Source organism: Agrobacterium sp. NPDC058088 (assembly GCF_042885035.1).
Taxonomy (GTDB): Bacteria; Pseudomonadota; Alphaproteobacteria; order Rhizobiales; family Rhizobiaceae; genus Agrobacterium.
This window is the reverse complement of record NZ_JBHVSU010000004.1, coordinates 214,373-235,638: the sequence shown is the minus strand read 5'-3', so window position 1 is coordinate 235,638 and position 21,266 is coordinate 214,373. Positions and strand designations below refer to the sequence as shown.

General features: G+C 58.5%; 15 protein-coding genes and 1 tRNA gene. 3 read left to right on the top strand and 13 right to left on the bottom strand.

The window, feature by feature from the left end; all coding sequences use genetic code 11:
* The first annotated feature begins 62 nt into the window (after positions 1–62).
* Positions 63–1,088 (top strand): LacI family DNA-binding transcriptional regulator, encoded by a 1,026-nt coding sequence (locus ACFVTJ_RS14240; RefSeq protein WP_386908384.1) that lies wholly within the window; start codon positions 63–65, stop codon positions 1,086–1,088.
* Between the two features lie 93 nt (positions 1,089–1,181).
* Here ACFVTJ_RS14240 and ACFVTJ_RS14235 read toward each other — a convergent pair whose 3' ends face one another.
* Positions 1,182–2,087 (bottom strand): LysR family transcriptional regulator, encoded by a 906-nt coding sequence (locus ACFVTJ_RS14235; protein WP_386908382.1) that lies wholly within the window; start codon positions 2,085–2,087, stop codon positions 1,182–1,184.
* A gap of 110 nt (positions 2,088–2,197) precedes the next feature.
* Between ACFVTJ_RS14235 and ACFVTJ_RS14230 the strand changes: the two genes are divergently transcribed.
* Together ACFVTJ_RS14230 and ACFVTJ_RS14225 are read left to right on the top strand one after the other, a co-directional pair.
* Complete coding sequence (locus ACFVTJ_RS14230) at positions 2,198–2,947, top strand: SDR family oxidoreductase (protein ID WP_386908380.1); 750 nt, start codon at positions 2,198–2,200, stop codon at positions 2,945–2,947.
* A 190-nt stretch (positions 2,948–3,137) separates the two neighbouring features.
* Positions 3,138–5,612, top strand: a complete 2,475-nt coding sequence (locus tag ACFVTJ_RS14225) for a penicillin-binding protein 1A (RefSeq protein ID WP_386908379.1) — start codon at positions 3,138–3,140, stop codon at positions 5,610–5,612.
* Positions 5,613–5,809: 197 nt separating this feature from the next.
* Here the strand turns inward: ACFVTJ_RS14225 and ACFVTJ_RS14220 are convergent.
* The 12 genes from ACFVTJ_RS14220 to pal form a co-directional block, all read right to left on the bottom strand.
* Positions 5,810–5,886: transfer RNA gene (locus tag ACFVTJ_RS14220), tRNA-Met, on the bottom strand.
* Positions 5,887–6,022: 136 nt separating this feature from the next.
* Positions 6,023–7,219, bottom strand: coding sequence for a tRNA 2-thiouridine(34) synthase MnmA (mnmA, locus tag ACFVTJ_RS14215; protein ID WP_386908378.1), 1,197 nt, complete (start codon positions 7,217–7,219; stop codon positions 6,023–6,025).
* Positions 7,220–7,427: 208 nt separating this feature from the next.
* A complete protein-coding gene (locus ACFVTJ_RS14210) occupies positions 7,428–8,618 on the bottom strand; it encodes an OpgC family protein (RefSeq protein WP_386908377.1) in 1,191 nt (396 codons plus the stop codon).
* Between the two features lie 434 nt (positions 8,619–9,052).
* Positions 9,053–10,120, bottom strand: a complete 1,068-nt coding sequence (locus tag ACFVTJ_RS14205; protein ID WP_386908375.1) for a Tim44 domain-containing protein — start codon at positions 10,118–10,120, stop codon at positions 9,053–9,055.
* A 221-nt stretch (positions 10,121–10,341) separates the two neighbouring features.
* Positions 10,342–11,937 (bottom strand): phosphoglycerate dehydrogenase, encoded by a 1,596-nt coding sequence (serA, locus tag ACFVTJ_RS14200; RefSeq protein WP_174036991.1) that lies wholly within the window; start codon positions 11,935–11,937, stop codon positions 10,342–10,344.
* An 85-nt stretch (positions 11,938–12,022) separates the two neighbouring features.
* Positions 12,023–13,201, bottom strand: a complete 1,179-nt coding sequence (locus ACFVTJ_RS14195) for a phosphoserine transaminase (protein WP_386908373.1) — start codon at positions 13,199–13,201, stop codon at positions 12,023–12,025.
* Between the two features lie 213 nt (positions 13,202–13,414).
* Positions 13,415–14,260 (bottom strand): outer membrane beta-barrel protein, encoded by an 846-nt coding sequence (locus ACFVTJ_RS14190; protein ID WP_386908371.1) that lies wholly within the window; start codon positions 14,258–14,260, stop codon positions 13,415–13,417.
* Positions 14,261–14,447: 187 nt separating this feature from the next.
* On the bottom strand, positions 14,448–15,800 hold the full coding sequence (glmM, locus tag ACFVTJ_RS14185; RefSeq protein WP_386908369.1) for a phosphoglucosamine mutase: 1,353 nt from the start codon (positions 15,798–15,800) through the stop codon (positions 14,448–14,450).
* Positions 15,801–15,989: 189 nt separating this feature from the next.
* Entirely contained in the window at positions 15,990–17,954 is a 1,965-nt protein-coding gene (ftsH, locus tag ACFVTJ_RS14180; RefSeq protein ID WP_386908367.1) for an ATP-dependent zinc metalloprotease FtsH, read from the bottom strand.
* 154 nt (positions 17,955–18,108) lie between these two features.
* Positions 18,109–19,440, bottom strand: coding sequence for a tRNA lysidine(34) synthetase TilS (gene tilS, locus ACFVTJ_RS14175; protein ID WP_386908366.1), 1,332 nt, complete (start codon positions 19,438–19,440; stop codon positions 18,109–18,111).
* A gap of 24 nt (positions 19,441–19,464) precedes the next feature.
* Positions 19,465–20,481, bottom strand: coding sequence for a tol-pal system protein YbgF (gene ybgF, locus ACFVTJ_RS14170; protein WP_386908364.1), 1,017 nt, complete (start codon positions 20,479–20,481; stop codon positions 19,465–19,467).
* Positions 20,482–20,639: 158 nt separating this feature from the next.
* Positions 20,640–21,170: a peptidoglycan-associated lipoprotein Pal gene (pal, locus tag ACFVTJ_RS14165; protein ID WP_386908362.1), complete on the bottom strand. Its 531-nt coding sequence runs from the start codon at positions 21,168–21,170 to the stop codon at positions 20,640–20,642.
* Positions 21,171–21,266: the final 96 nt, after the last annotated feature.

Below are 21,266 nucleotides of genomic sequence, written 5' to 3'. Positions count from 1 at the left end.
GCATTTTTCGTGCAAAGTAAGTTGAAAGCGTCAGACAACAGACTTGGAATGGAAGAAAACCAATGGAATCAAAGGAGCGCCTGCGACAACCGCGCGTGACGGTACATAGCGTTGCCGCCGCTGCGGGCGTGTCTAAATCAACCGTTTCGCGCATTCTTGATGAGCGACTGCCGCGGTCGGATAGTGAAACTGCCCAGCGAGTTCGCAAAATTGCAGCGGAACTGGGTTACGTTCGAGACGTCTCAGCCGCCAGTTTGCGCCGAGGGAGCACGATGACGATAGGGGTCATCGTTCCGCGTTTGACGGATACTGTCATGGCGATGCTCTACGAGGCGATCGCCAAAGCCTGCGCGCGCTCGGGACGGTTCGCGATCGTTGCAACGACCGAGGACAAACCCCAAGCTGATCGGCTGGCTGCAGAGTCGCTGCTCAATCGCGGCGTCGACGGGTTGATTCTGTCCACGGCACGGGGCGACGATGATTTTCCAGACGAGTTGCGAGAACGTGGCGTGCCCTATGTTCTGGCGCTCAGGACGGATGGTCACAGCCTGTCGGCGGTCGGCGATGATCGCCTCGGTGGCTATCTCGCGACCCGCCATCTGCTGGATTTGGGACACAAGCGGATAGGCGTGATTGCCGGACCAGATTATGCATCCAGCGCAACCGGACGCGTTGATGGATACCGACACGCCCTTAAGGAGGCAGCCATCGCGATTGATCCGCAACTGATCGTCCCATCGACATTCGGTATTCAGTCCGGTGCGGAAGCCGTCGAAAAGCTAATGGGACTTGGATCGCGGCCGACCGCAATTTTTGCAGTCAACGACAATACGGCGATTGGCGCTCTCTCTGCATTGAGCAAGATGGGAATTTCGGTGCCCGATGACGTCTCTCTGGTCGGCTACAACGATATTCCCATCGTCAGCCATCTGCCAACACCACTGACGACCCTGCGCGTCCCTTTTGATCAGATTGCCGCCAACGCCATCGACTTGCTCACACATACGACCGCCCAACGGGACAACCAGATCCTCGTGTCTGCTCCAACGTTGATCCCACGCAAGTCTACGGCCAGGCTTGGTGGTTAGCTTGATCCTTATCGAGCGTCCTCGGGTGACGAGAGAGGCGGACTGAGGCAGCGGTCGCCACAGAGGCGCACAGGGCCATCATGGTGCGGCCCCTCAACCCACGCCGTCCTCCCAATAGGGCGGGTCGCCAAACGACGCTTTCAGGTGTGCCGCAAGTGCGCGCAATTTTGCCGAAGGACGGCGGCCCTCGGGGTGCGCGAGAAAGACGAATTCCGCGTCCGGCCGAACGCCGACATCAACGATCGTGAGCTTCCCATCGCGAATGTCCGGTCCTGCGATAAAGAGCGGAAGGAGTGCAATACCGAGACCGGCGATTGCCGCATCTCTCAGCATGTCACCGTTGTTCACTCTCAATCCAATGCGAGCACGAACGATTTCAATGCCTCCAGGCGTAAGGAAACGCCAATCCGCAACACCTCGGTTCGTGTAGAACAAACCCTTATGGGCGGCGAGTTCCGTCGTTGTTGCAGGTATCCCGTTGACCGCCAGATAGGCTTCGGAGGCCACCAAGACACGGCGGCTTGGTGCCAAACGCCAGACCATCAGTCTCGAATCGTCAATCGCCCCATGGCGCACGACGCCATCGTAAACGTCTGATGCAACATCGACGCGCCGATCGTCGAGTTCTAGCGACATCTCGATATCGGGATTGGCAGCAATGAACGGATACAGAGCCGGTCCGAGGTGCATCCGGCCGAATGTGACAGGCGCAGCAATTCGCATTGGACCGCCCAGCGTTCCACGCCGCTCGGACAAGTCCGCCGCTGCCTCAGAGACCTCTCGCAGGATGCGCTTGGCGCGTTCGAGAAAGGCAGTGCCATCTTCCGTCACCGAAACGCGGCGTGTCGTACGGTGGAGTAGAGTAGCGCCGAGGCTTCGTTCCAATTCCGCAAGTCGTTCGCTCACGACCGATTTTGAAAGTCCGAGCGTGCGTGCCGCACCGCTGATCGAGCCCTCTTCGGCGACAGCCACGAAACTCGCAATGCCATCCAGTTTCATTGTTCGGTCTTTCCGAAAGGTACGTCCGCCATTGGCACAGTAGTACGAACAGCTTGCTTGCGCCACATTCGCACTTACGAAAACCCACACAACAAGAAGGAATTCGGATCATGGATAGGCTGAAAAACAAGCGGGCGCTCATCACCGGTGGCACCAGCGGCATCGGACTTGAGACAGCACGTCAATTTATCAGTGAGGGTGCACGGGTAGCAGTCACGGGAACAAACCCCGAGACGCTGGACGCTGCACGGCGGGAGCTCGGCCCCAATGTATTGGTCATCAAGGCAGACGCTGCCGACGTGGATGGCCAGAAGGTCGTCGCTGAAACGATCAGGGAGGCATTCGGGGGCCTGGACGTCGTCTTCATCAACGCAGGCATTGCCCTTCTCAAGCCTTTGGAAGCATGGGACGAAGAAGGCTTTGACAGGGTCTTCGACATCAATGTGAAAGGCCCGTATTTTTTGCTGCAGGCACTGCTGCCGATACTGGCCAATCCGGCTTCGATCGTACTGAACACCTCGGTCAATGCCCATATCGGCATGCCTAACTCGAGTGTCTACGCCGCCTCGAAAGCGGCGCTGCAGTCATTCATCCGCACATTGTCCGGCGAACTGATCGCGCGCGGCATCCGGCTGAATGCAGTGAGCCCAGGCCCCATTTCTACGCCGCTTTATGGCAAGCTTGGTTTCACCGAAACTGACCTGAAGAACGTCGCCGAAAGCATTCAAAATCTTGTCCCGGCCGGCCGCTTTGGTGAACCGTCCGAAATTGCGAAGGCAGTGGTATTCCTGGCATCCGACGAAGCCGCCTACACGGTCGGCAGCGAGATCATGATCGATGGTGGCATGGGCACCTTGTGACACTTCGCCAGGCACCGGGACGTCACCACCACAGCGTTGGCAGGGCAGCCCTTACGCGCATTTTCGAACGGTGACCAAACTCAATTGCAAGGGCTTGATACCCTGCCACATCTTGGTCGCCTTTATGTTTCTCTGATCGATCTGGTTTTCACTCGTTCGTCTTCCAGGTTGTTAATATGGCCAATCCAATATGATCAGCTTGATTAAACATTTGTTGTCGCTGAGCTGTCTGCTGTTTTTCACCGTCGCTATCGCGGGTGGGATTTATCTTGTTGCGTTGAACCAGGATCTTCCAAACCACGAAGTCTTGAGTTCGTATGAACCTCCCGTCGAGTCTCGGGTCCACGCTGACGATGGATCCCTGCTCACGGAGTTTGCGCATGAAAGACGACTTTTCCTACCGATCCAATCGATTCCGGATCGCGTCAAGGAGGCCTTCATCTCCGCGGAGGACAAGAATTTCTACAGTCACGCCGGCATCGACGTTGCAGGAATAGGTCGAGCCATTCTGAAAGACGTGGAAAATTTCGGCTCCGGTCGTCCGCTAAGAGGCGCATCGACCATTACACAGCAGGTCGCCAAGAACTTTTTCCTTTCCAAAGACCAGACTTTCAACCGGAAAGTGAGGGAAGCAATTCTAACCCTTCGTATCGAGCAGACTTATTCGAAGGATAAAATTCTCGAGCTTTACCTCAATCAGATTCCCTTCGGCATGCGCGCCTTCGGCGTGGCAAGTGCGGCGCTCGCCTATTACGGCAAGCCCGTCACCGAGCTGACGGTGGCGGAGGCGGCTTACCTCGCCGCGCTTCCCAAGGCGCCTTACAATTACGACCCTTACCGACACACTCAAGCCGCGCTGGTTCGCCGCAACTGGGTTATCGATCGCATGGCCGAAAACGGCTACATCACCAACGACGAGGCCGAGGTCGAAAAAGCCAAGCCTCTCGATGTGAAGACGGGCGGCGGCGACCATGACATTATCGCTGCAGATTATTTTTCTGACGAAGTTCGCCGGCAGCTAATAGACCAGTTTGGAGAAAAGGAGCTTTATGAAGGCGGCCTTTCTGTCCGTACATCGATAGTCCCGGACCTGCAGAACCTTGCGCGCAAGGCCTTGCAGAAAGGGCTCGTCGAATTTGACCAGCGCAGAGGGTTTCACGGGATACTGGCCACAGTTGATGTCTCGGGTGATTGGGGCTCCAGCCTCCTGAAACTCGTTTCAACTGGCAAGGTCCCCGATTTGAATGACGTTCCTGAGTGGACGCTGGCAGTCGTTCTCGATGTTTCACCCCAATCTGTCGAAATAGGCCTTCGCCCAGAAACGGACAGAACGGGTCCGCCCTCCGGCGATCGCCAGACCGGAACAATTTCCGCCGCCGATATGAAGTGGGCCTTTCATGACGCCGACAACAACAAAACCGCAAAATCGCCAAATGCGGTTCTGAAGCGCGGCGACGTCGTCTATGTTGAACGCGTTTCCACGAACTCGCATAATTTCCTGTTGCGCCAGGCGCCGAGGTTGCAAGGCGGTTTCGTTGCTATGGATCCTAAGACAGGACGCGTTCTGGCGCTGACGGGCGGATTTTCTCACGCGCTTTCAAAGTTTAACCGTGCAACTCAGGCCATGCGGCAGCCCGGCTCGTCCTTCAAGCCGTTCGTTTATGCCGCGGCTCTCGACAGCGGCTATACTCCAGCTTCTGTCATCCTTGACGCCCCGATCTCAATTGCCAATGGCGGAGAGGTCTGGTCTCCCGACAACTACGGCAATGAGGGCAGCAACGGACCATCGACTTTGCGCTTCGGGATCGAGCATTCGCGAAACCAAATGACCGTGCGTCTGGCCCAGGACATGGGCATGGATCTGGTCGCGCAATATGCGGAACGCTTCGGCATCTATGACAAGATGCCCACTTATCTTCCCATGGCCCTCGGTGCCGGAGAAACCACCGTCATGCGTCTCGTTTCGGCTTACGCCGTGATTGCGGATGGCGGTAAACAGATCAAGCCGACGCTAATCGACCGGGTTCAGGACAGATATGGCAAGACAATCTTCCGCCACGATGATCGCGTCTGCAACGAATGCAATGCAGGCAAATGGGAACATCAGAAAGAGCCGACGCTGGTTGACAACCGCGAGCAAGTTCTCGATCCAATGACGGCCTACCAGATAACGACGATGATGGAAGGCGTGGTCCAACGGGGTACCGCAGCGGGAACAATCCACATCTCCGATCGGCCGGTTGCCGGCAAAACAGGGACCTCCAACGACTCCAAGGATGTCTGGTTCGTGGGCTTCACACCGAACCTGGTAGCAGGCGTTTACATCGGTTTCGACACTCCAGCCTCGCTCGGTCGTACCGTGACGGGTGGGACGCTTGCAGCACCAATTTTTGCAAAATTCATGGAGCCCGCATCGAAGTTGATGCCTGCAGAGCAATTCCATGTTCCCCAAGGTATGACCTTCGTCGCCGTCAACCGCAAAACCGGCATGAAGGCGCAGCCGGATGATCCGGATGCCATCACCGAAGCGTTCAAACCGGGCACTGGCCCCTCCGACGGCTTACACATCATCGGAGACAGCGAAGAGACGATGCAGGAACAACATCCAGACGCGTCGCCGCAGGCGGAACAGGCTGTGAAATCTGGGGCAAGCGGTCTTTTTTAGGCTGCTTGCGACTTCGAGAATAGCAAAACCTTTGCGGATCAGCGGTCGGAATTTAAAGGCTGTGCGGACGTAACGTTTCCGAAAGCCCACGATTTACAAGCCTTGATCGACCGTTCCCACATGTTCACAGAGGTTCCAGTCAGTGGTGACAAAGTACGGAGAGTCAAATCATACAGCCAAAGTCGTCGGCTGTGTTGTGGTAGCGGGAGAGGGACTTGAACCCCCGACACGCGGATTATGATTCCGCTGCTCTAACCACCTGAGCTACCCCGCCACAGGGGAAACGTGACAGTCATGTGACTGGCTCGCTCCATCAGGATGAGCGGCTTATAAGGTGCCGCTCCCCAAAGTGTCAAGCGCAAGATGCGCAAAAAATTCGCTTTCCGCATCGCTGCAAAAAGCGAATTGTTTCAGGCGGCAACCGGCTTTTCCAGAAGCGCCTTCAGCGATGCCTCGGCATCAGCCGAGCGTTCCGAGCGGTCGATGAAGCCACCGCCGTAGACGCGGGCGTCCGCTCCCGGCGCAGAATAGAGCACGCAGGCCTGGCCGGGGGCGACGCCCGCCTCACCGGTCATCAGATCCACATAGATGCCGTTTTCATCCGCATGCAGCACAGCTTCCGTCGGCGGACGGGTGGAGCGTACCTTTGCGAAACAGGCGAAGCCCTGCCCGGCGTCGACGGCCAGTTCGCCGTCACCCAGCCAGTTCATGTCACGCAGATAGACGCGGCGGGTTTCCAGCGCCTCACGTGGGCCAACAATGACCCGGCGGCCGCGCGCATCGAGATGTACGACGTAAAGCGGCTCGCCTGTCGCAACGCCGATGCCGCGGCGCTGGCCGATGGTATAATGTACGATGCCATCGTGGCGGCCGAGCACGCGGCCATCGAGATGCACGATATCACCTGCCAGAGCCGCATTCGGCTTCAGCTTGTTGATGATATCGGTATATTTGCCCTGCGGCACGAAACAGATGTCCTGGCTGTCGGCCTTCTTGGCGACCACCAGCCCCATCTCTTCCGCCAGCGCCCGCGTTTCGGCCTTGGAGAGGCCACCGAGCGGGAAGCGCAGGTAGTCGATCTGCTCCTGCGTCGTGGCGAACAGGAACCAGCTCTGGTCACGATCACTGTCGATCGGGCGGTAAAGCGCACGCCGCCCCGGCTGGCCGGCAACGGGATTGGGGCGCGATCGGATGTAATGACCGGTCGCCAGTGCATCGGCACCCAGTTCCTGGGCGGTGGCGAGCAGATCGGCGAATTTTACGGTCTGGTTACAGGCAACACAGGGGATCGGCGTTTCGCCCATCGCATAGGCTTCGGCAAAGGGGTTGATGACGGTTTCGCGGAACCGCGCTTCGTAATCCAGCACATAATGCGGAATGCCGAGCGTTTCACAGACCCTGCGCGCATCGTCGATATCCTGCCCAGCGCAGCAGGAGCCGGCGCGGTGCACGGCAGCACCATGGTCGTAAAGCTGAAGCGTAATGCCGAGGACATCATAGCCCTCGCGCTTGAGGATACCGGCCACCACTGAAGAATCGACGCCACCGGACATGGCGACAACGATCCGGGTATCTTCCGGCCTCTTGTCAAAATCGAGCGTATTCACGTTTTTTCCCATCGTCAGTCATAACGGGGGTAAAGGCCCCGCCGCCTGTCGGTCATCCGCCACGCGGGGACACTGGCCATCAATCAGGCCGTCTTGCCTCGCCATCCTGCGGATTTAAGGGCTGCATATAGAAAGGAATGGCCGCGCGCGCAAGTACGGGGCGGAAAACCGCCCCGTAAAGCCACCAGATTCGGATTATGGCAGGCCTTCAGGCACCGGCCGTCTTCTGGCCGCTGCTGCCGAACCACTTGTCGCGTTCCCGCCACAGGGCTGGCAAAGCCAATAGACCGATAGCCGTGAAGGCGATCAATGTCTTGTTCAGCTGCGAAAGTTCCGCCGTGCGGCCATCCAGATAATAGACGGCATAGACGATAGCCACATGCCAGACATAGACCTGGAGCGAATGGCGGCCAAGCAATTGCAGGAACTTCAGCGACAGCACCCAGATCACGCCTTCTGCGATCGAGCGCACGATCGGACGGTGATGCATCGGACCGGCGATCACCAGCCAGGTCAGGCCGACACCGACAGCAAGGAAGTTGATGAGGTAGACCGGGCCGAAATCGGCGCGGATTTCCATGGTGGAGAACTTGCCCATCATGAATTCAGGCATCAGGCCCCACGCCGTGGCGATGCGCAGCGGCATGAAGAACAGGCAGATAAGCAGCGCGGCCTTTGGCAGCCACGTACGTTGCGGCGAGAAGATCGCCTTCCACGGAATGCGGTTCTGCGCCGTCATCGCGCCCATCACCAGCGCTGAATAAAACACCAGCTGCCAGCCAAGCAGGTTAAAGCTGACACGGATGCCCTGCTCGTCCGCACCCTTGACGAGCTCGTTGAGCGGGGTGGTGACTATCTGCTGCAGGCCGAGCTGACCGGCCATCCAGACCAGCAGGGAACCTGCCATGACATAGGCCCACTTGCCGTCGAGGCAGAGCTTAACAAGGATCGGCGCAAACAGCATGTAGACGATATATTGCGGCAGAATATCCATGAAGGTCGGCTGGAAGAGGAATGTCGCAATAGCTGCGAGACGCAGCGGGTCGTCAAACGACGTCATGCCAAGCCAGTTGTACCAGATATAGGGTGCATGCGGGATGACCATGCGGAAGAAGAGCACGGCAATAACGAGGCCCATCGCATAACGATAGAGCTCCATCGCCCTGTTCCAGATCATCTGCTTGCCGGCGTCATAGCCATATTTCATCATCTTGCGCGCATAGACCATGCCGATCAGAAGACCGGATAGGAACACAAAGCCCTGCGCGTCCTCGACAAAGGCAAACTGCCGGTGATTGATTTCCACCAGCCAGAAGCCGCCGGCAAACACCAGATGGTTGATCAGCATGAAAACGAGGAAGTAACCACGCATCCCGTCGATCAGGTCAAAGCGTTTCATCTCGATAGCTCTCCGTTCTCGCAGGGCCAGCATTGCCCAGCCACCCAGCCCGGCTTGCGGGAGGCGGGCCGGGAATTGGATTGTCAACGCTGTTTTGCGCCTGAGGTTCCCTTTCCAAAGCGGTTTAGAACCGGCGCAAAAAGTCACATTGACGTGTACAGACCGTGGTTAGGACGCGGGGACTGAATGCCCGATGAATGAAAAAAGGCGATTCCGTGAAGGAATCAGCCATGCGTGGGTGATATGCCTCAGCTTGGAGGCTGTAAAGCCTTGCATAGCAGTGCGAAGCGAAAAGCCGGGGCAATCGCGAGCCGAGATGTCATTGGTAAAATTTTGTCGAGCGTTCTTGTCGATCGAGGGAACCGGCCCGGCAGGAAAAAGCCCGAAGCAATCAAGCTCCGGGCTGCTCAAACTCTAACAAAGCGGGTGATTCCTCAGGCGGCGGCCTGAATGGCGGCTACCTGCCAATTGTCGTTGCCGCCACGGCGCACGAAGGTCCACATTTCCACCGCTTCGGAAGGCTTGTGCTCGTCACCCTCGATAACCTTGCCCGAGGTACGATCGCGCATGATGTCGATGGCGGAGTAACGCATGGCCACCGTTGCATAGTCCTGGCCCTCTTCGTGCCAGGCTTCGGCGACATCGCCCTGCAACAGCGTCACATCACGGACGTCGTTTTTCACGCCACTGGTGGCATTGTCGCTTAGTTCTTCGGCGAGGTAAGACATGGCTTCGGGCGTCGTCAGCTTGCGCAACGTGCCGTAGTCCTCGGCGGCATAGGCAGACTGGACGTCTTCCAGCATTTTCTGGAAGGTTTCGAGGTCACCCTGGGTAATACCGATTTCATCGCCTTCGGACACGGCATTGGCATGCGTCACCGGCTTGGCCGTGGCCGCAGCTGCGCCGCCCGCAGCACCCGCAAGCGCGCCGATCTTCGGAATCTTGAATGAGGATGCGGGAGGACCCGCCTGTGAGCCACCGTTAAAGGAGGAACCGGAATTGTCCGTGCGCTGCGAGCCGCCTGCCGAGCCATAGGCCGGTTGCCCCTGACGGCGCGAAGCGAAGAAGCGCATCGCGAACATGACAAGAAGACCGATAAGGGCCACCTGCAGCAGCATGCCGAAGAAACCGGCCATGCCACCAAAACCGCCACCCAGCAACATGCCGAACAGACCGCCCATCAGCAGGCCGCCCATCAAACCACCCATCATGCCGCCGAAAAGGCCACGATTTTGCTGCGGCGCCTGTGCGCCGGGACGTGCCGGCTGAGCAGCGCTCGGTGCCGCCTGATTGGTATTGGGTGTCATGCTGCGGTTGATCGGCGCAGTCTGGCCGGGCGCAGTGCTGGTCGAAGGCGGAGCGGAATAGGTCCGCGTGCCACGGCTTCCGAAACCGCCGCTGGCGCGACGTGCCTCTGCCATATCAACCGCCACAAAAGACACCGCGATACCAAGCGCGGCGACTGCGAACAAACCCTTGAAGCGCCGAAAGGCAGCAAACATCGTTATCTCCTGTTGGCCACCCTCCCATGAGCGGCATCTCGCAAGCCGATATAGCAACTCACGATCATCATTTTTAGACCACTCGGCTTAAATTTTTTGTGATATGCAACCAAAGCGCGATCCAGATAGCAAAAGCCGCAACAATGACAACTGGAAAGCAAAAACCGGCACAGGGTTTCCCCTGCACCGGTTCCTATTGTCCCCTTGGGAGGAACGATAGATCAGTCGACGTTAAACGTCAGCGGCTTGACCTGGCGGATGGCCGGGTTGGCGCGCAGCTTGTCCAGCACCTCTTCGGAAACCGGGCCGTCAACATAAAGCAGCGCGATGGCGTCGCCAGCTTCCTTTTCACGTCCGAGCTGGAAGTTGGCGATGTTGACGCCAGCCTCGCCGAGCGTGGTACCCATGAAGCCGATCATGCCGGGAACGTCCGTATTGGTGATGTAGATCATGTGCGATCCGACATCGGCATCCATATTGATGTTCTTGATCTGGATGAAGCGCGGCTTGCCATCCGAGAACACCGTGCCGGCAACCGAGCGGATCTGGTTTTCCGTCTTCACCGTCAGCTTGATGTAGCCGTCGTAAACGCCGGTCTTGTCACGCTTCACCTCGGAAAGGATGATGCCTTTCTCCTTGATCATGACCGGGGCCGAAACCATGTTCACATCGGCAACCTGGCTGCGGATGAGGCCGGCCAGCAATGCACTGGTCAACGCCTTCGTGTTCATGTTGGCGGTTGCACCGTCATAAAGGATTTCGATTTCCTTGGTGGCGCTTTCCTGCACCTGGCCAACGAAAGACCCAAGAACATCCGCGAGACGGATGAACGGCTTCAGACGCGGCGCTTCTTCAGCCGTGATCGACGGCATGTTGATGGCGTTGGAGACGGCACCCTTGACGAGATAATCCGACATCTGCTCGGCAACCTGCAGGGCAACGTTTTCCTGTGCTTCCGTGGTCGAAGCGCCAAGATGCGGCGTGCAGACAACGTTCGGAAGGCCGAAAAGCGGGCTCTCGGTGGCGGGCTCGACTTCGAAAACGTCAAAACCGGCGCCGGCGACATGGCCGGACTTGATGGCTTCGGCAAGGGCTGCCTCATCCACCAGACCACCACGGGCGCAGTTGACGATACGCACGCCTTTCTTGGTCTTGGCCAGATTCTCGGCATTCAGGATGCCGCGTGTCTTGTCGGTCATCGGAACATGCAGGGTGATGAAATCGGCCTGGGCCAGCAATTCGTCCAGCTCAACCTTGGTGACGCCCATTTCCTGCGCTCGCTCCGGCGAGAGGAAGGGGTCATAGGCAAGAACATGCATCTTGAGACCAAGTGCACGCGAGCAGACGATGGAACCGATGTTACCCGCACCGATGACGCCGAGCGTCTTGCCGGTGATTTCGACACCCATGAATTTCGACTTTTCCCACTTGCCGGCCTGCGTGGAGCTGTCGGCTGCCGGAAGCTGGCGGGCAACTGCGAACATCAGCGCAATCGCGTGTTCTGCCGTTGTGATGGAGTTGCCGAAAGGCGTGTTCATGACGATGATACCGCGGCGCGAGGCAGCCGGGATGTCAACATTGTCGACGCCGATGCCGGCGCGGCCGATGACCTTCAGATTGGTCGCTGCTTCGATCAGCTTTTCGGTTGCCTTGGTGGCAGAGCGGATGGCCAAGCCATCGTAATTGCCAATGATTTCGGCCAGCTTGTCCTTGTCCTTGCCGAGCTTCGGCTGGAAATCAACTTCAACGCCACGATCACGGAAAATCTGGACGGCGGTTTCCGACAGTTCGTCGGATACGAGTACGCGAGGTGCCATGGTTCACGGGCTCCTTGGAGGAAGGGATGGAAATGTGCGAATGGGGAATGCGCGGCCCTGCATGATGGCAGGGCCGGTATCAAAATCAGGCCGCGGCCTTGGAAAGCGTTGCCTTCTGCGTCTCATACGCCCAGGCGAGCCATGGCATGACGGCTTCCATATCCGCCGTCTCGATGGTCGCGCCGGCCCAGATGCGCAGACCGGAGGGTGCGTCACGGTAAGCTCCGATATCGAGGGCGACATTTTCCTTTTCGAGCAGGGCGACAAGGCCCTTGGCGAAATCAGCCTGCGCGGCTGCATCCAGCGCCTGCACCTCGGGATCGACGATCTTCAGGCAGACGGAGGTGTTGGAGCGGGTTTCCGGCTTCACGGCCAGATTGGCGATCCAGTCGTTCTTCTCGATGAAGTCGTAGATAACCTTGGCGTTGGCATCGGCACGGCCGATCAGCGCCTTCAGGCCACCGAGGTTCTTCGCCCAAAGCAGCGCGTCGATATAGTCCTCAACGCAAAGCATGGACGGCGTGTTGATGGTCTCGCCGGTGAAGATGCCTTCGATCAGCTTGCCGCCGGAAACCATACGGAAGATTTTCGGCAGCGGCCATGCCGGTGCGTAGCTGAGCAGACGCTCAACGGCGCGCGGCGACAGGATGATGACGCCATGGCCGCCCTCGCCGCCCAGAACCTTCTGCCAGGAGAAGGTGACAACGTCGAGTTTCGCAAAGTCCATGTCCTGTGCGAAAGCAGCCGAGGTGGCGTCGCAGATGGTCAGGCCCTTGCGGTCGGCGGGAATGAAATCGGCGTTGGGAACACGGACGCCCGAGGTCGTGCCATTCCAGGTGAAAACGACGTCGCGGTCAAAATCGACTTCGGCAAGGTTCGGCAGCAAGCCGTAATCGGCCTCGAACTTGCGGACGTCCTTCAGCTTCAGCTGCTTTACGACGTCTGTAACCCAGCCGGCGCCGAAGCTTTCCCAGGCGAGCATATCGACGCCACGTTCGCCGAGCAGCGACCAAAGCGCCATTTCAACGGCGCCGGTGTCGGATGCGGGAACGATGCCGATGCGATAATCGGCGGGAACATTCAGGATTTCACGGGTGAGATCGATGGCCTGCTTCAGCTTGGCTTTGCCAACCTTGGCGCGATGCGAGCGACCGAGCGGTGCATCGGAGAGAGCATCTAGCGACCAACCGGGACGCTTCGAGCAGGGACCAGAAGAAAAATGCGTATTGCCCGGACGGAGGTCCGGCTTCACTATATCTGTCATTTGACTACCCTTCCAGATAGGCGCTCCACGTTAGGGTGGAGTGTCCTGACGCCGTTGCTATTCCTCTCGCCGATCCCAGTCAAGCGGAATATGTCGCTGCGCAGAAGAATCTTGGTCCATATGCGTCATGCGCGGCGTCAGATGCCGGTAAAACAAAACCGCCCGCAACCCGAAGGATGCGAACGGTCTGAAACTACCAGCGGTGCGTGACGTTTATTTATAAACGGCAGGCTGCAGCGGAATATCGGCAGGCGGCATGTATTGCGCGGTATCACAACCGTTGAAGACATAACGGCCGCCGAGACGTACTTCGTGCGAATAGAGGCCCTTATCACGACCGGGGCCACCGTTGTTCTCGTAAGCGAACATGTCGCCCTTGTTGATGTGGCGGAAGCGGTAACCGATATCAGCCTTGAGGTTACAGGTAACGTCAATGGAGGCGCCGGCCATCAGGGCGTAAGCGAAGCGCCACTTACCACGACCGCCGTGTTCGGTCGTCTCATCGCAATAGCCGGAGCCGTCCGTTGCGCAGGAGGTGTTACGAAGCTTGTCCCACTTCACGTAGGACGCACCAACGCCGCCACCGACATAAGGCGTGACGCGACCATAGGTGCCGAGATCGACATAAGCATTCGCCATCAGTGTGTAGGCGCGCAACGCGGCCAGATCGGTGGAAACGCAGGGCGCGCCATTGCCACAGAATCCACGGGTGGAGCCACGGAAATCGGATTTTCCCATGTAGTCGAAGGTCAGATCACTGCGGAAATAATTATTGAACTGATAACCGACGCCAGCGCCAATGTTATAGCTATCCTTGATTTTTGCAGTCTCGAAATCCTGCAAATAACCACCCGGGCCACCTTGATAATAGTGAGCACCGCGCAGCTTGTTGAAGGAATAACCGACGTCGCCGCGCAGATACCAGCCGCTCGCCTGGGTAACAGTAACCTCGGGTGGATCGACATACGCCGGTGCGGGCTCGGCTTGATAAAGATCGGCAGCGATCGCGCTGGTGCCGGTCAGCAGGACGGCCAGAAATCCGGCCAGGGCGTTTTTCATGACTTCCACTCCAGAAGAGGCACGTGCGTTTTCGGCAGCAGATGCCAGTGAACTGTTCAGTCGTGAAGATTGACGTAAAATGGTTAAGTCCCGATTAACCACGCTCATTCACTATATTTATTAGCAAACACTCAAAGAAAAAGCCGGCTGAAGGCCGGCTTTTGTCTTTCGTTACTGTCGCGATAATTCACGCGGCCGAGCGAGCGCTGGAGATGACGCCGACCAGATCGTTGACGATCTTTTCCACCTTCGCGCTGTCGTCGCCCTCCGCCATGACGCGGATCAACGGCTCCGTGCCGGAAGGGCGGATGACGAGGCGACCATTGTTGGCCAGCGCGCTTTCCGCATCGGCGATTGCTTGCAACACGACCGGGTTTTCCAGCGGCTTGCCGCCGGAGATACGCACATTCTTCAGAAGCTGCGGCACGGGCTCGAACTTGCGGCAGACTTCGCTGACCGTAAGGCCGGAGCGCTTGACCTTGGCGAGAACCTGCAAAGCCGCAACGAGGCCATCGCCCGTCGTGCCGTAATCCGAGAGCACGATATGGCCGGACTGCTCGCCGCCGACGTTGAAATTGTGGTTACGCATATGCTCGACCACATAACGGTCACCAACCTTGGTGCGGGCAAGGGTGAGACCCTTGTCGCCAAGGAACCGCTCCAGGCCAAGGTTGGACATAATGGTCGCGACGATGCCGCCGCCGCGCAGCGTGTTGTCATCGGCCCAGCTATCGGCGATGACAGCCATCAGCTGGTCACCGTCAACGATCTCACCGCGCTCATCAACGATGATGACACGATCCGCATCGCCATCGAGTGCGATGCCGATATCGGCCCTTACTTCATGTACTTTTTTCTGCAGGGCTTCCGGGTGGGTGGAACCACATTCGAGGTTGATGTTGATGCCGTTCGGCTCATTGCCGATGGTGACGACTTCCGCACCCAGTTCCCAGAGCGCCGCGGGCGCCACCTTGTAGGCGGCACCATTGGCACAGTCGATGGCGATCCTGAGCCCGCTCAGCGTCACGTCGCGCGGCAGGGTGCGTTTGACGAATTCGATATAACGGTAGATGTCGCCATCAACGCGTTTGGCGCGGCCGATTTCGGCCGGCTTGGCCAGCTGGGCATAAATATCCTTGTCGAGAAGATCCTCGATCTCCAGTTCCAGCTCGTCAGAGAGCTTGTAGCCATCGGGGCCAAAAAGCTTGATGCCGTTATCGGAAAATGGGTTGTGCGAGGCCGAGATCATGACGCCGATATCGGCGCGCAGCGAGCGGGTCAGCATGGCAACGGCTGGCGTCGGGATGGGGCCAAGCAGGAAGACATCAAGGCCGGCTGCGGTGAAGCCGGCAACCAAGGCGTTTTCCAGCATATAGCCGGAAAGCCGCGTATCCTTGCCGATGACGACGCGATGGCGGTGATGGCCGCGGCGGAAAATCGTCCCGACGGCAATGCCCACCCGCATCGCCAGATCAGGCGTCATGGGGAAGACGTTCGATTGTCCGCGGATACCATCGGTTCCGAAATAACGGCGTGCCATTTGAACTCCAAATCTCTCGGGCATTCCGGCATAAGCTGAAAACAGCCGGAAGCGTTTTTGGCTAGATGCCACAAACCACGATAAACAGCACGTAAATTACCGCAAAAATGGCTTATATCTTGTTACCAAAATGAAAAGGCCACCCGGAAACTCGGATGGCCTTTTACAATTTCTAACATGCGCGGTCGATCAATGCGGCTGCGGCTCCATGCCGCCCTCGGCCTCGCCGTCGCCCTTTGCTTCGCCGTCACCCTTCACTTCACTGGGACCGTCCTTCTTGGCGCCGGCTTTCGGCACCGCCGAACCACGACTGCCCGGAGAATCGTCGCCTAGATCGCGGGCGGGCTTCTCACCCCTCAGCAGGGCCTTGATCTCGTCACCCGTCAGGGTCTCATATTCAAGCAGACCCTCGGCAATCGCAACGAAACCATCGTGGTTTTCCGTCAGAATGCGGCGCGCCTCGCTGTAGGCCTCGTCGATCAGGCGGCGAACTTCCGTATCGATGGTCTGCGCCGTCGCCTCGGAAACATTCTTCGACTGCGAGACCGAATGGCCGAGGAAAACTTCCTGCTGGTTTTCACCATAGGAGACCTGGCCGAGCGCATCGGAAAAGCCCCATTGCGTGACCATGGCGCGGGCAAGCTTGGTGGCCTGCTCGATATCAGACGACGCACCCGAGGTAATGTTTTCCTTACCGAAGGTCAGTTCCTCGGCAACGCGGCCACCCATCATGATCACAAGGCGCGACACCATCCACTTGTAGCTCATGGAATAGCGGTCGCCTTCCGGCAGCTGCATCACCATGCCGAGTGCACGGCCGCGCGGGATGATCGTTGCCTTGTGCAACGGATCGGCCACGGCAACCTTCAGTGCGGTGATGGCATGACCGGCTTCGTGATAGGCGGTCAGCTTCTTTTCGGCCTCGGTCATGGCGGAAGAGCGGCGCTCCGCACCCATCATGATCTTGTCCTTGGCGTCTTCGAATTCCTGCATGGTGACCACGCGCTTGTTGCGGCGGGCGGCCATGAGGGCAGCTTCGTTGACGAGGTTCATCAGATCGGCACCCGAGAAACCGGGGGTACCGCGAGCCAGAACCTTGAGATCGACATTCGGAGCGAGCGGCACGTTGCGGATATGCACCTTGAGGATACGCTCACGGCCGACGATGTCCGGGTTGGGCACAACGACCTGACGGTCAAAACGGCCGGGACGCAGAAGTGCCGGGTCGAGAACGTCGGGACGGTTGGTGGCGGCGATGAGGATGATGCCTTCATTCGCCTCGAAACCGTCCATTTCGACCAGCAGCTGGTTCAGCGTCTGTTCGCGCTCGTCGTTACCGCCGCCGAGACCGGCACCGCGATGGCGACCGACGGCGTCGATTTCGTCGATGAAGATGATGCAAGGCGCATTCTTCTTGGCCTGCTCGAACATGTCACGCACGCGGCTTGCGCCGACGCCGACGAACATTTCCACGAAGTCCGAACCGGAAATCGTGAAGAACGGCACATTGGCTTCGCCTGCTACGGAGCGCGCGAGAAGCGTCTTACCGGTACCCGGAGGACCAACAAGCAGCACGCCGCGCGGAATCTTGCCGCCGAGGCGCTGGAACTTCTGCGGGTCACGCAGGAATTCAACGATTTCCTCAAGATCCTGCTTGGCTTCGTCCACACCGGCAACGTCGTCAAACGTTACGCGACCATGCGCTTCCGTCAGAAGCTTGGCCTTGGACTTGCCAAAGCCCATCGCGCCGCGCGAACCACCCTGCATCTGACGCATGAAGAACAGCCAGACACCGAGAATGAGGAACATTGGCAGAAGCGTGCCGAGATAGCTCAGGAAACCGGAGGATCCATCGCTTTCGGGACGCGCCACGATGGTGACGTTCTTGCTCTGCAAGCGCTCCATCAGGCTGTCGTCGATAACGGGGGAATAGGTCTGAAAGGCCGTGCCGTTTTCGGTATAGGTTCCAAGAACCCGGTTACCGGTGACGGTCACGTCGCGAACTCGCCCGGAATCCACGTCGCGAATAAACTGGGAATACGGAATCTCCCGCGAACCCGTTTGCGTCGGCGACGTCTGGAACATGCTGAACAGCGCGATCAGCAAGAGGGCGATCACGGCCCACAAGGCGAAATTTCTGAAATTTGGGTTCATCGAACTCCCCGAACTCACACGGACATATCTGCTGCCCGCCATTATGTGCCCCTAACATAAGGACGACATATGCCGTTGCCAAGGCAAAGCGCATTTTCTGATGCGTTTTGGTGTAAAAACTATTCCAAGGCAATTCACGAAAAAGAGGCCGGATTTAAACCGGGGGCTGTGGATAAGCCGGGCGACCGAATAAATTGGCAATTGCATTCGCCAACTCAAGGTCGAAACGCGGAAGAAAAAGATCGAAAGGCGCAAACCTAGGCGTGATGGTGACCTCTGGCATCGAGACTCGCCCTTCGCCCGCTCCGGCAATTTGCGGCAGACCCGCCATTACCGGTTTCGCCACCCCGGCAGGTGTCGAATGAAAGAGTTCTACGACCCGAGCAGCGTCACCCGCCCTGTCCGCCAGGACATCGATTGGAAAGTCCGTTCCGTTTTTCACCAGGAAACGATCATCCCAAACGGACTGGCCGTGAGGCTCGATGCGAAGCTGCGGCAAGTTTCGCTGCTCGCGGAAAATATAAAGCCCGTCCCGCCTGCGGTCGAGCAGAACCCGACCGACCGTCATCCGCCCGTTTTCACCTGTCTTGAGAAAATGCAGAACGCGCTCCATGCTGCTTGCCGCCGGAAAATAAGCTCTGCCACCCAGTGTGGCGATCAATGCCGCCAGCCCATGCCGAAACTCTGGAAGATCGGGATTGACACAATCGCTCGCCAGTCTGGCGAGGGCGGCATGAAAAACCTGCGCATGTTCGCGCAGGAAAACGGCCGTTCTTTCGGAAAGCGACCGCCGTCTGACGGCGGCGCATTCGTCAAGCAACATTGGAGCGTGAGGCAGCGTCTGGCGCACACGAACACGCTCATATCTCGTATTTTCGTTGCTCGGGTCATCCAGCCAATGCCGTGAGCGTGACGACACGTAATCGCGGATCGCCTGCCTCTCACAGGCGAGGAATGGCCGCATGATCCAGAGATGTGCATCATATAAGACCGCATCCGCCATGCCGGAAAGGCCGAGATTGTCGCTGCCGGCGCTGCGGGCGGCGCGCATCGCCACGGTTTCGCGCTGATCCCCGATCGTATGTCCCGTCACAACAAGATCGGCGCCGATCTCGCGGGCAACATCGGCAATCAGGCGATAACGCGCAAGTCGGGACGCCGCGGAAAGGCCGGAGGCCGGTTTGACGCCATCCCATCGGCGTATGGTGTGGGGAATTCCGAGTTCGGCGCAAAGCATGGCAACCGTGCGCGCCTCATCGCCCGATTCGGGTCTCAGCGCATGATCCACGGTAACGGCGGAAAATCGCAAATCGTCACCACCAACCGCTTTTGCTTCTTGTAACGCCAGTAACAGGCCGGTGGAGTCGCTGCCGCCTGAGATTGCAACGAGAATATGGGTGGGTTTGCGGAAGCGTCCGACAAAAGACCTCGCCGCCGCAAGCGGCGCAATTGTCTCTTCATTGGGAGTGCGGGTATCAACCGACATGGAACACCCGCGACGCAGGAAAAATCAGCAGCTCAACCGCTTCTGTTCGCTGGCAACCTTGCCCAGCACGGTCTTCGAGGCATTGGGATAACGCTTCGGCACCTCACGCAGCGTGGCGCAGGCGGTTTCAGTATTGTCCAGAGCGGCAAGCGACATGCCGAGCTTCATCAGCATTTCCGGCGCCTTCGGAGACTTGCCATAGGTCTGATGGCCGTTGAGGAAGGTCTTCGCCGCCTCGTTGAACTTGCCCTGCGAATATTGCGCTTCGCCCAGCCAGAAACTCGCATCCGCGGCTTTCGTGCCCTTGGGGTAACCCTGCAGATACTGCTGGAAACCCTGTTCCGCCAGCTTGTAGTCCCCGGAAAGCACATGGCCATAGGCGGCCTGATAGATATCGCCCTCGCTGGTCAGCGCCGCCGTATTGACCGGATCGGTCTTGCGCGTGCCGTTGCCGGTCGTCACGCCCGGAAGGCTGCCGGAAGAATTGTTGGCGCCAGAATTGAGCGTACCGCCGACAGGCATGCCGCGGGAATCGAGCTCGATGGAGCCAAGCGTCGTCTCACCCGGCGCGCCCGTCTGGGCAGTGGAAGGAGCAGACGGGGAAACGGAAGCGCCACCCTGGGGTGGCGTTTCGATGATCGTTGCAACGTCGTCGGTCGGCGGCGTGGCCGGATTGACCGGACTGGCTTCCGCCTTCTTTTTCGGTGCAGCGGTCGGGCTTGCACCCTTGCCGCCGGCATTGCCGCCCTCCAGTTCCTGGAAGCGGAACTCGTTGTCTTCCTGCGCCTTGCGGATCGTTTCCTGCATCTGCAGAAGCTGGAAGCTCATTTCTTCGATACGGCCGTTGAGCTGCCGGATCTGTTCTTCAAGCTGCTGAACCTTATAGGCTTCATTGGCCTGAACCCGGATAACCGGGGCCTGCTGAGAATTGAACGTGCCGAAGCTACCCCCCGCACCGAACAGCGGACCCGAAACGGCAGTGCCGCTCAAGCCGGTGCAGGCTGCAAGCCCCAGCATTCCCGCCACGACAAGTTTCTTCATCTCATTCGTCCTGCCTTAACTGATTTGCATCGGGATGATGCCACCCGGATTTTTTCCATATCAACCGAAAAAGCAACTTAACTTCGGCCAAACTATGAAAAAAACAAAAGGCGGCCCGAAGACCGCCTTCCATTCAAGATCACAATCGCGTCAGGCAATTACATGCCCGCGCCACCGAGAACCGTCACGGCGCGGCGGTTCTGCGACCAGCAGGAAATGTCGTCGCAAACCGCGACCGGCTTTTCCTTGCCGTAGGAGATCGTCTTCATGCGGCTCGCCGGAACGCCTTGGGAGGCCAGGAAGTCACGGGTTGCGGCGGCGCGACGGGCGCCAAGCGCCAAGTTGTACTCGCGTGTACCGCGCTCGTCGGCGTGGCCTTCAACGGTGATGGCGTAGTTCGGATAACGCGCCAGCCACTGAGCCTGGCGCTGCAGGGTCTGCTGGGCGTCGGCGCGGATCGAGGTAGAGTCGGTGTCGAAGAAGATGCGGTCGCCGACATTGACCGTGAAGTCCTGCTGGGAGCCCGGCTTTGCGGAGCCCGCGCCGCCGAGGCCGAGTTCACCGGCGCTGTTCGGCATATTCTTCTTCGCGCAGCCTGCGAGAGCAAGCGCGAGCGTCATGGCGATGACAGCGGGGTTACGGGCCAGTTTCTGCATGGGGCTGAGTGCCGAAATGTTTGTACGGCTCATCGCCGGTCTCTCCTTGGGATTTCAATAACGTTGCCAGACACTAACTGATCGCGGTTAATAGCCGGCAAACGCTTATGGTTAACAGAAAGGAAACGT

What these genes read in the sequence shown, in the direction of transcription:
- glmM (WP_386908369.1), bottom strand. Translation starts at nt 15,800, where the DNA reads ATGGCACGCCGTTATTTCGGAACCGATGGTATCCGCGGACAATCGAAC.
- ACFVTJ_RS14230 (WP_386908380.1), top strand. Translation starts at nt 2,198, where the DNA reads ATGGATAGGCTGAAAAACAAGCGGGCGCTCATCACCGGTGGCACCAGC.
- ACFVTJ_RS14240 (WP_386908384.1), top strand. Translation starts at nt 63, where the DNA reads ATGGAATCAAAGGAGCGCCTGCGACAACCGCGCGTGACGGTACATAGC.
- ybgF (WP_386908364.1), bottom strand. Translation starts at nt 20,481, where the DNA reads ATGAAGAAACTTGTCGTGGCGGGAATGCTGGGGCTTGCAGCCTGCACC.
- ftsH (WP_386908367.1), bottom strand. Translation starts at nt 17,954, where the DNA reads ATGAACCCAAATTTCAGAAATTTCGCCTTGTGGGCCGTGATCGCCCTC.
- ACFVTJ_RS14235 (WP_386908382.1), bottom strand. Translation starts at nt 2,087, where the DNA reads ATGAAACTGGATGGCATTGCGAGTTTCGTGGCTGTCGCCGAAGAGGGC.
- ACFVTJ_RS14225 (WP_386908379.1), top strand. Translation starts at nt 3,138, where the DNA reads ATGATCAGCTTGATTAAACATTTGTTGTCGCTGAGCTGTCTGCTGTTT.
- ACFVTJ_RS14190 (WP_386908371.1), bottom strand. Translation starts at nt 14,260, where the DNA reads ATGAAAAACGCCCTGGCCGGATTTCTGGCCGTCCTGCTGACCGGCACC.
- ACFVTJ_RS14195 (WP_386908373.1), bottom strand. Translation starts at nt 13,201, where the DNA reads ATGACAGATATAGTGAAGCCGGACCTCCGTCCGGGCAATACGCATTTT.
- tilS (WP_386908366.1), bottom strand. Translation starts at nt 19,440, where the DNA reads ATGTCGGTTGATACCCGCACTCCCAATGAAGAGACAATTGCGCCGCTT.
- pal (WP_386908362.1), bottom strand. Translation starts at nt 21,170, where the DNA reads ATGAGCCGTACAAACATTTCGGCACTCAGCCCCATGCAGAAACTGGCC.
- serA (WP_174036991.1), bottom strand. Translation starts at nt 11,937, where the DNA reads ATGGCACCTCGCGTACTCGTATCCGACGAACTGTCGGAAACCGCCGTC.
- ACFVTJ_RS14210 (WP_386908377.1), bottom strand. Translation starts at nt 8,618, where the DNA reads ATGAAACGCTTTGACCTGATCGACGGGATGCGTGGTTACTTCCTCGTT.
- ACFVTJ_RS14205 (WP_386908375.1), bottom strand. Translation starts at nt 10,120, where the DNA reads ATGTTTGCTGCCTTTCGGCGCTTCAAGGGTTTGTTCGCAGTCGCCGCG.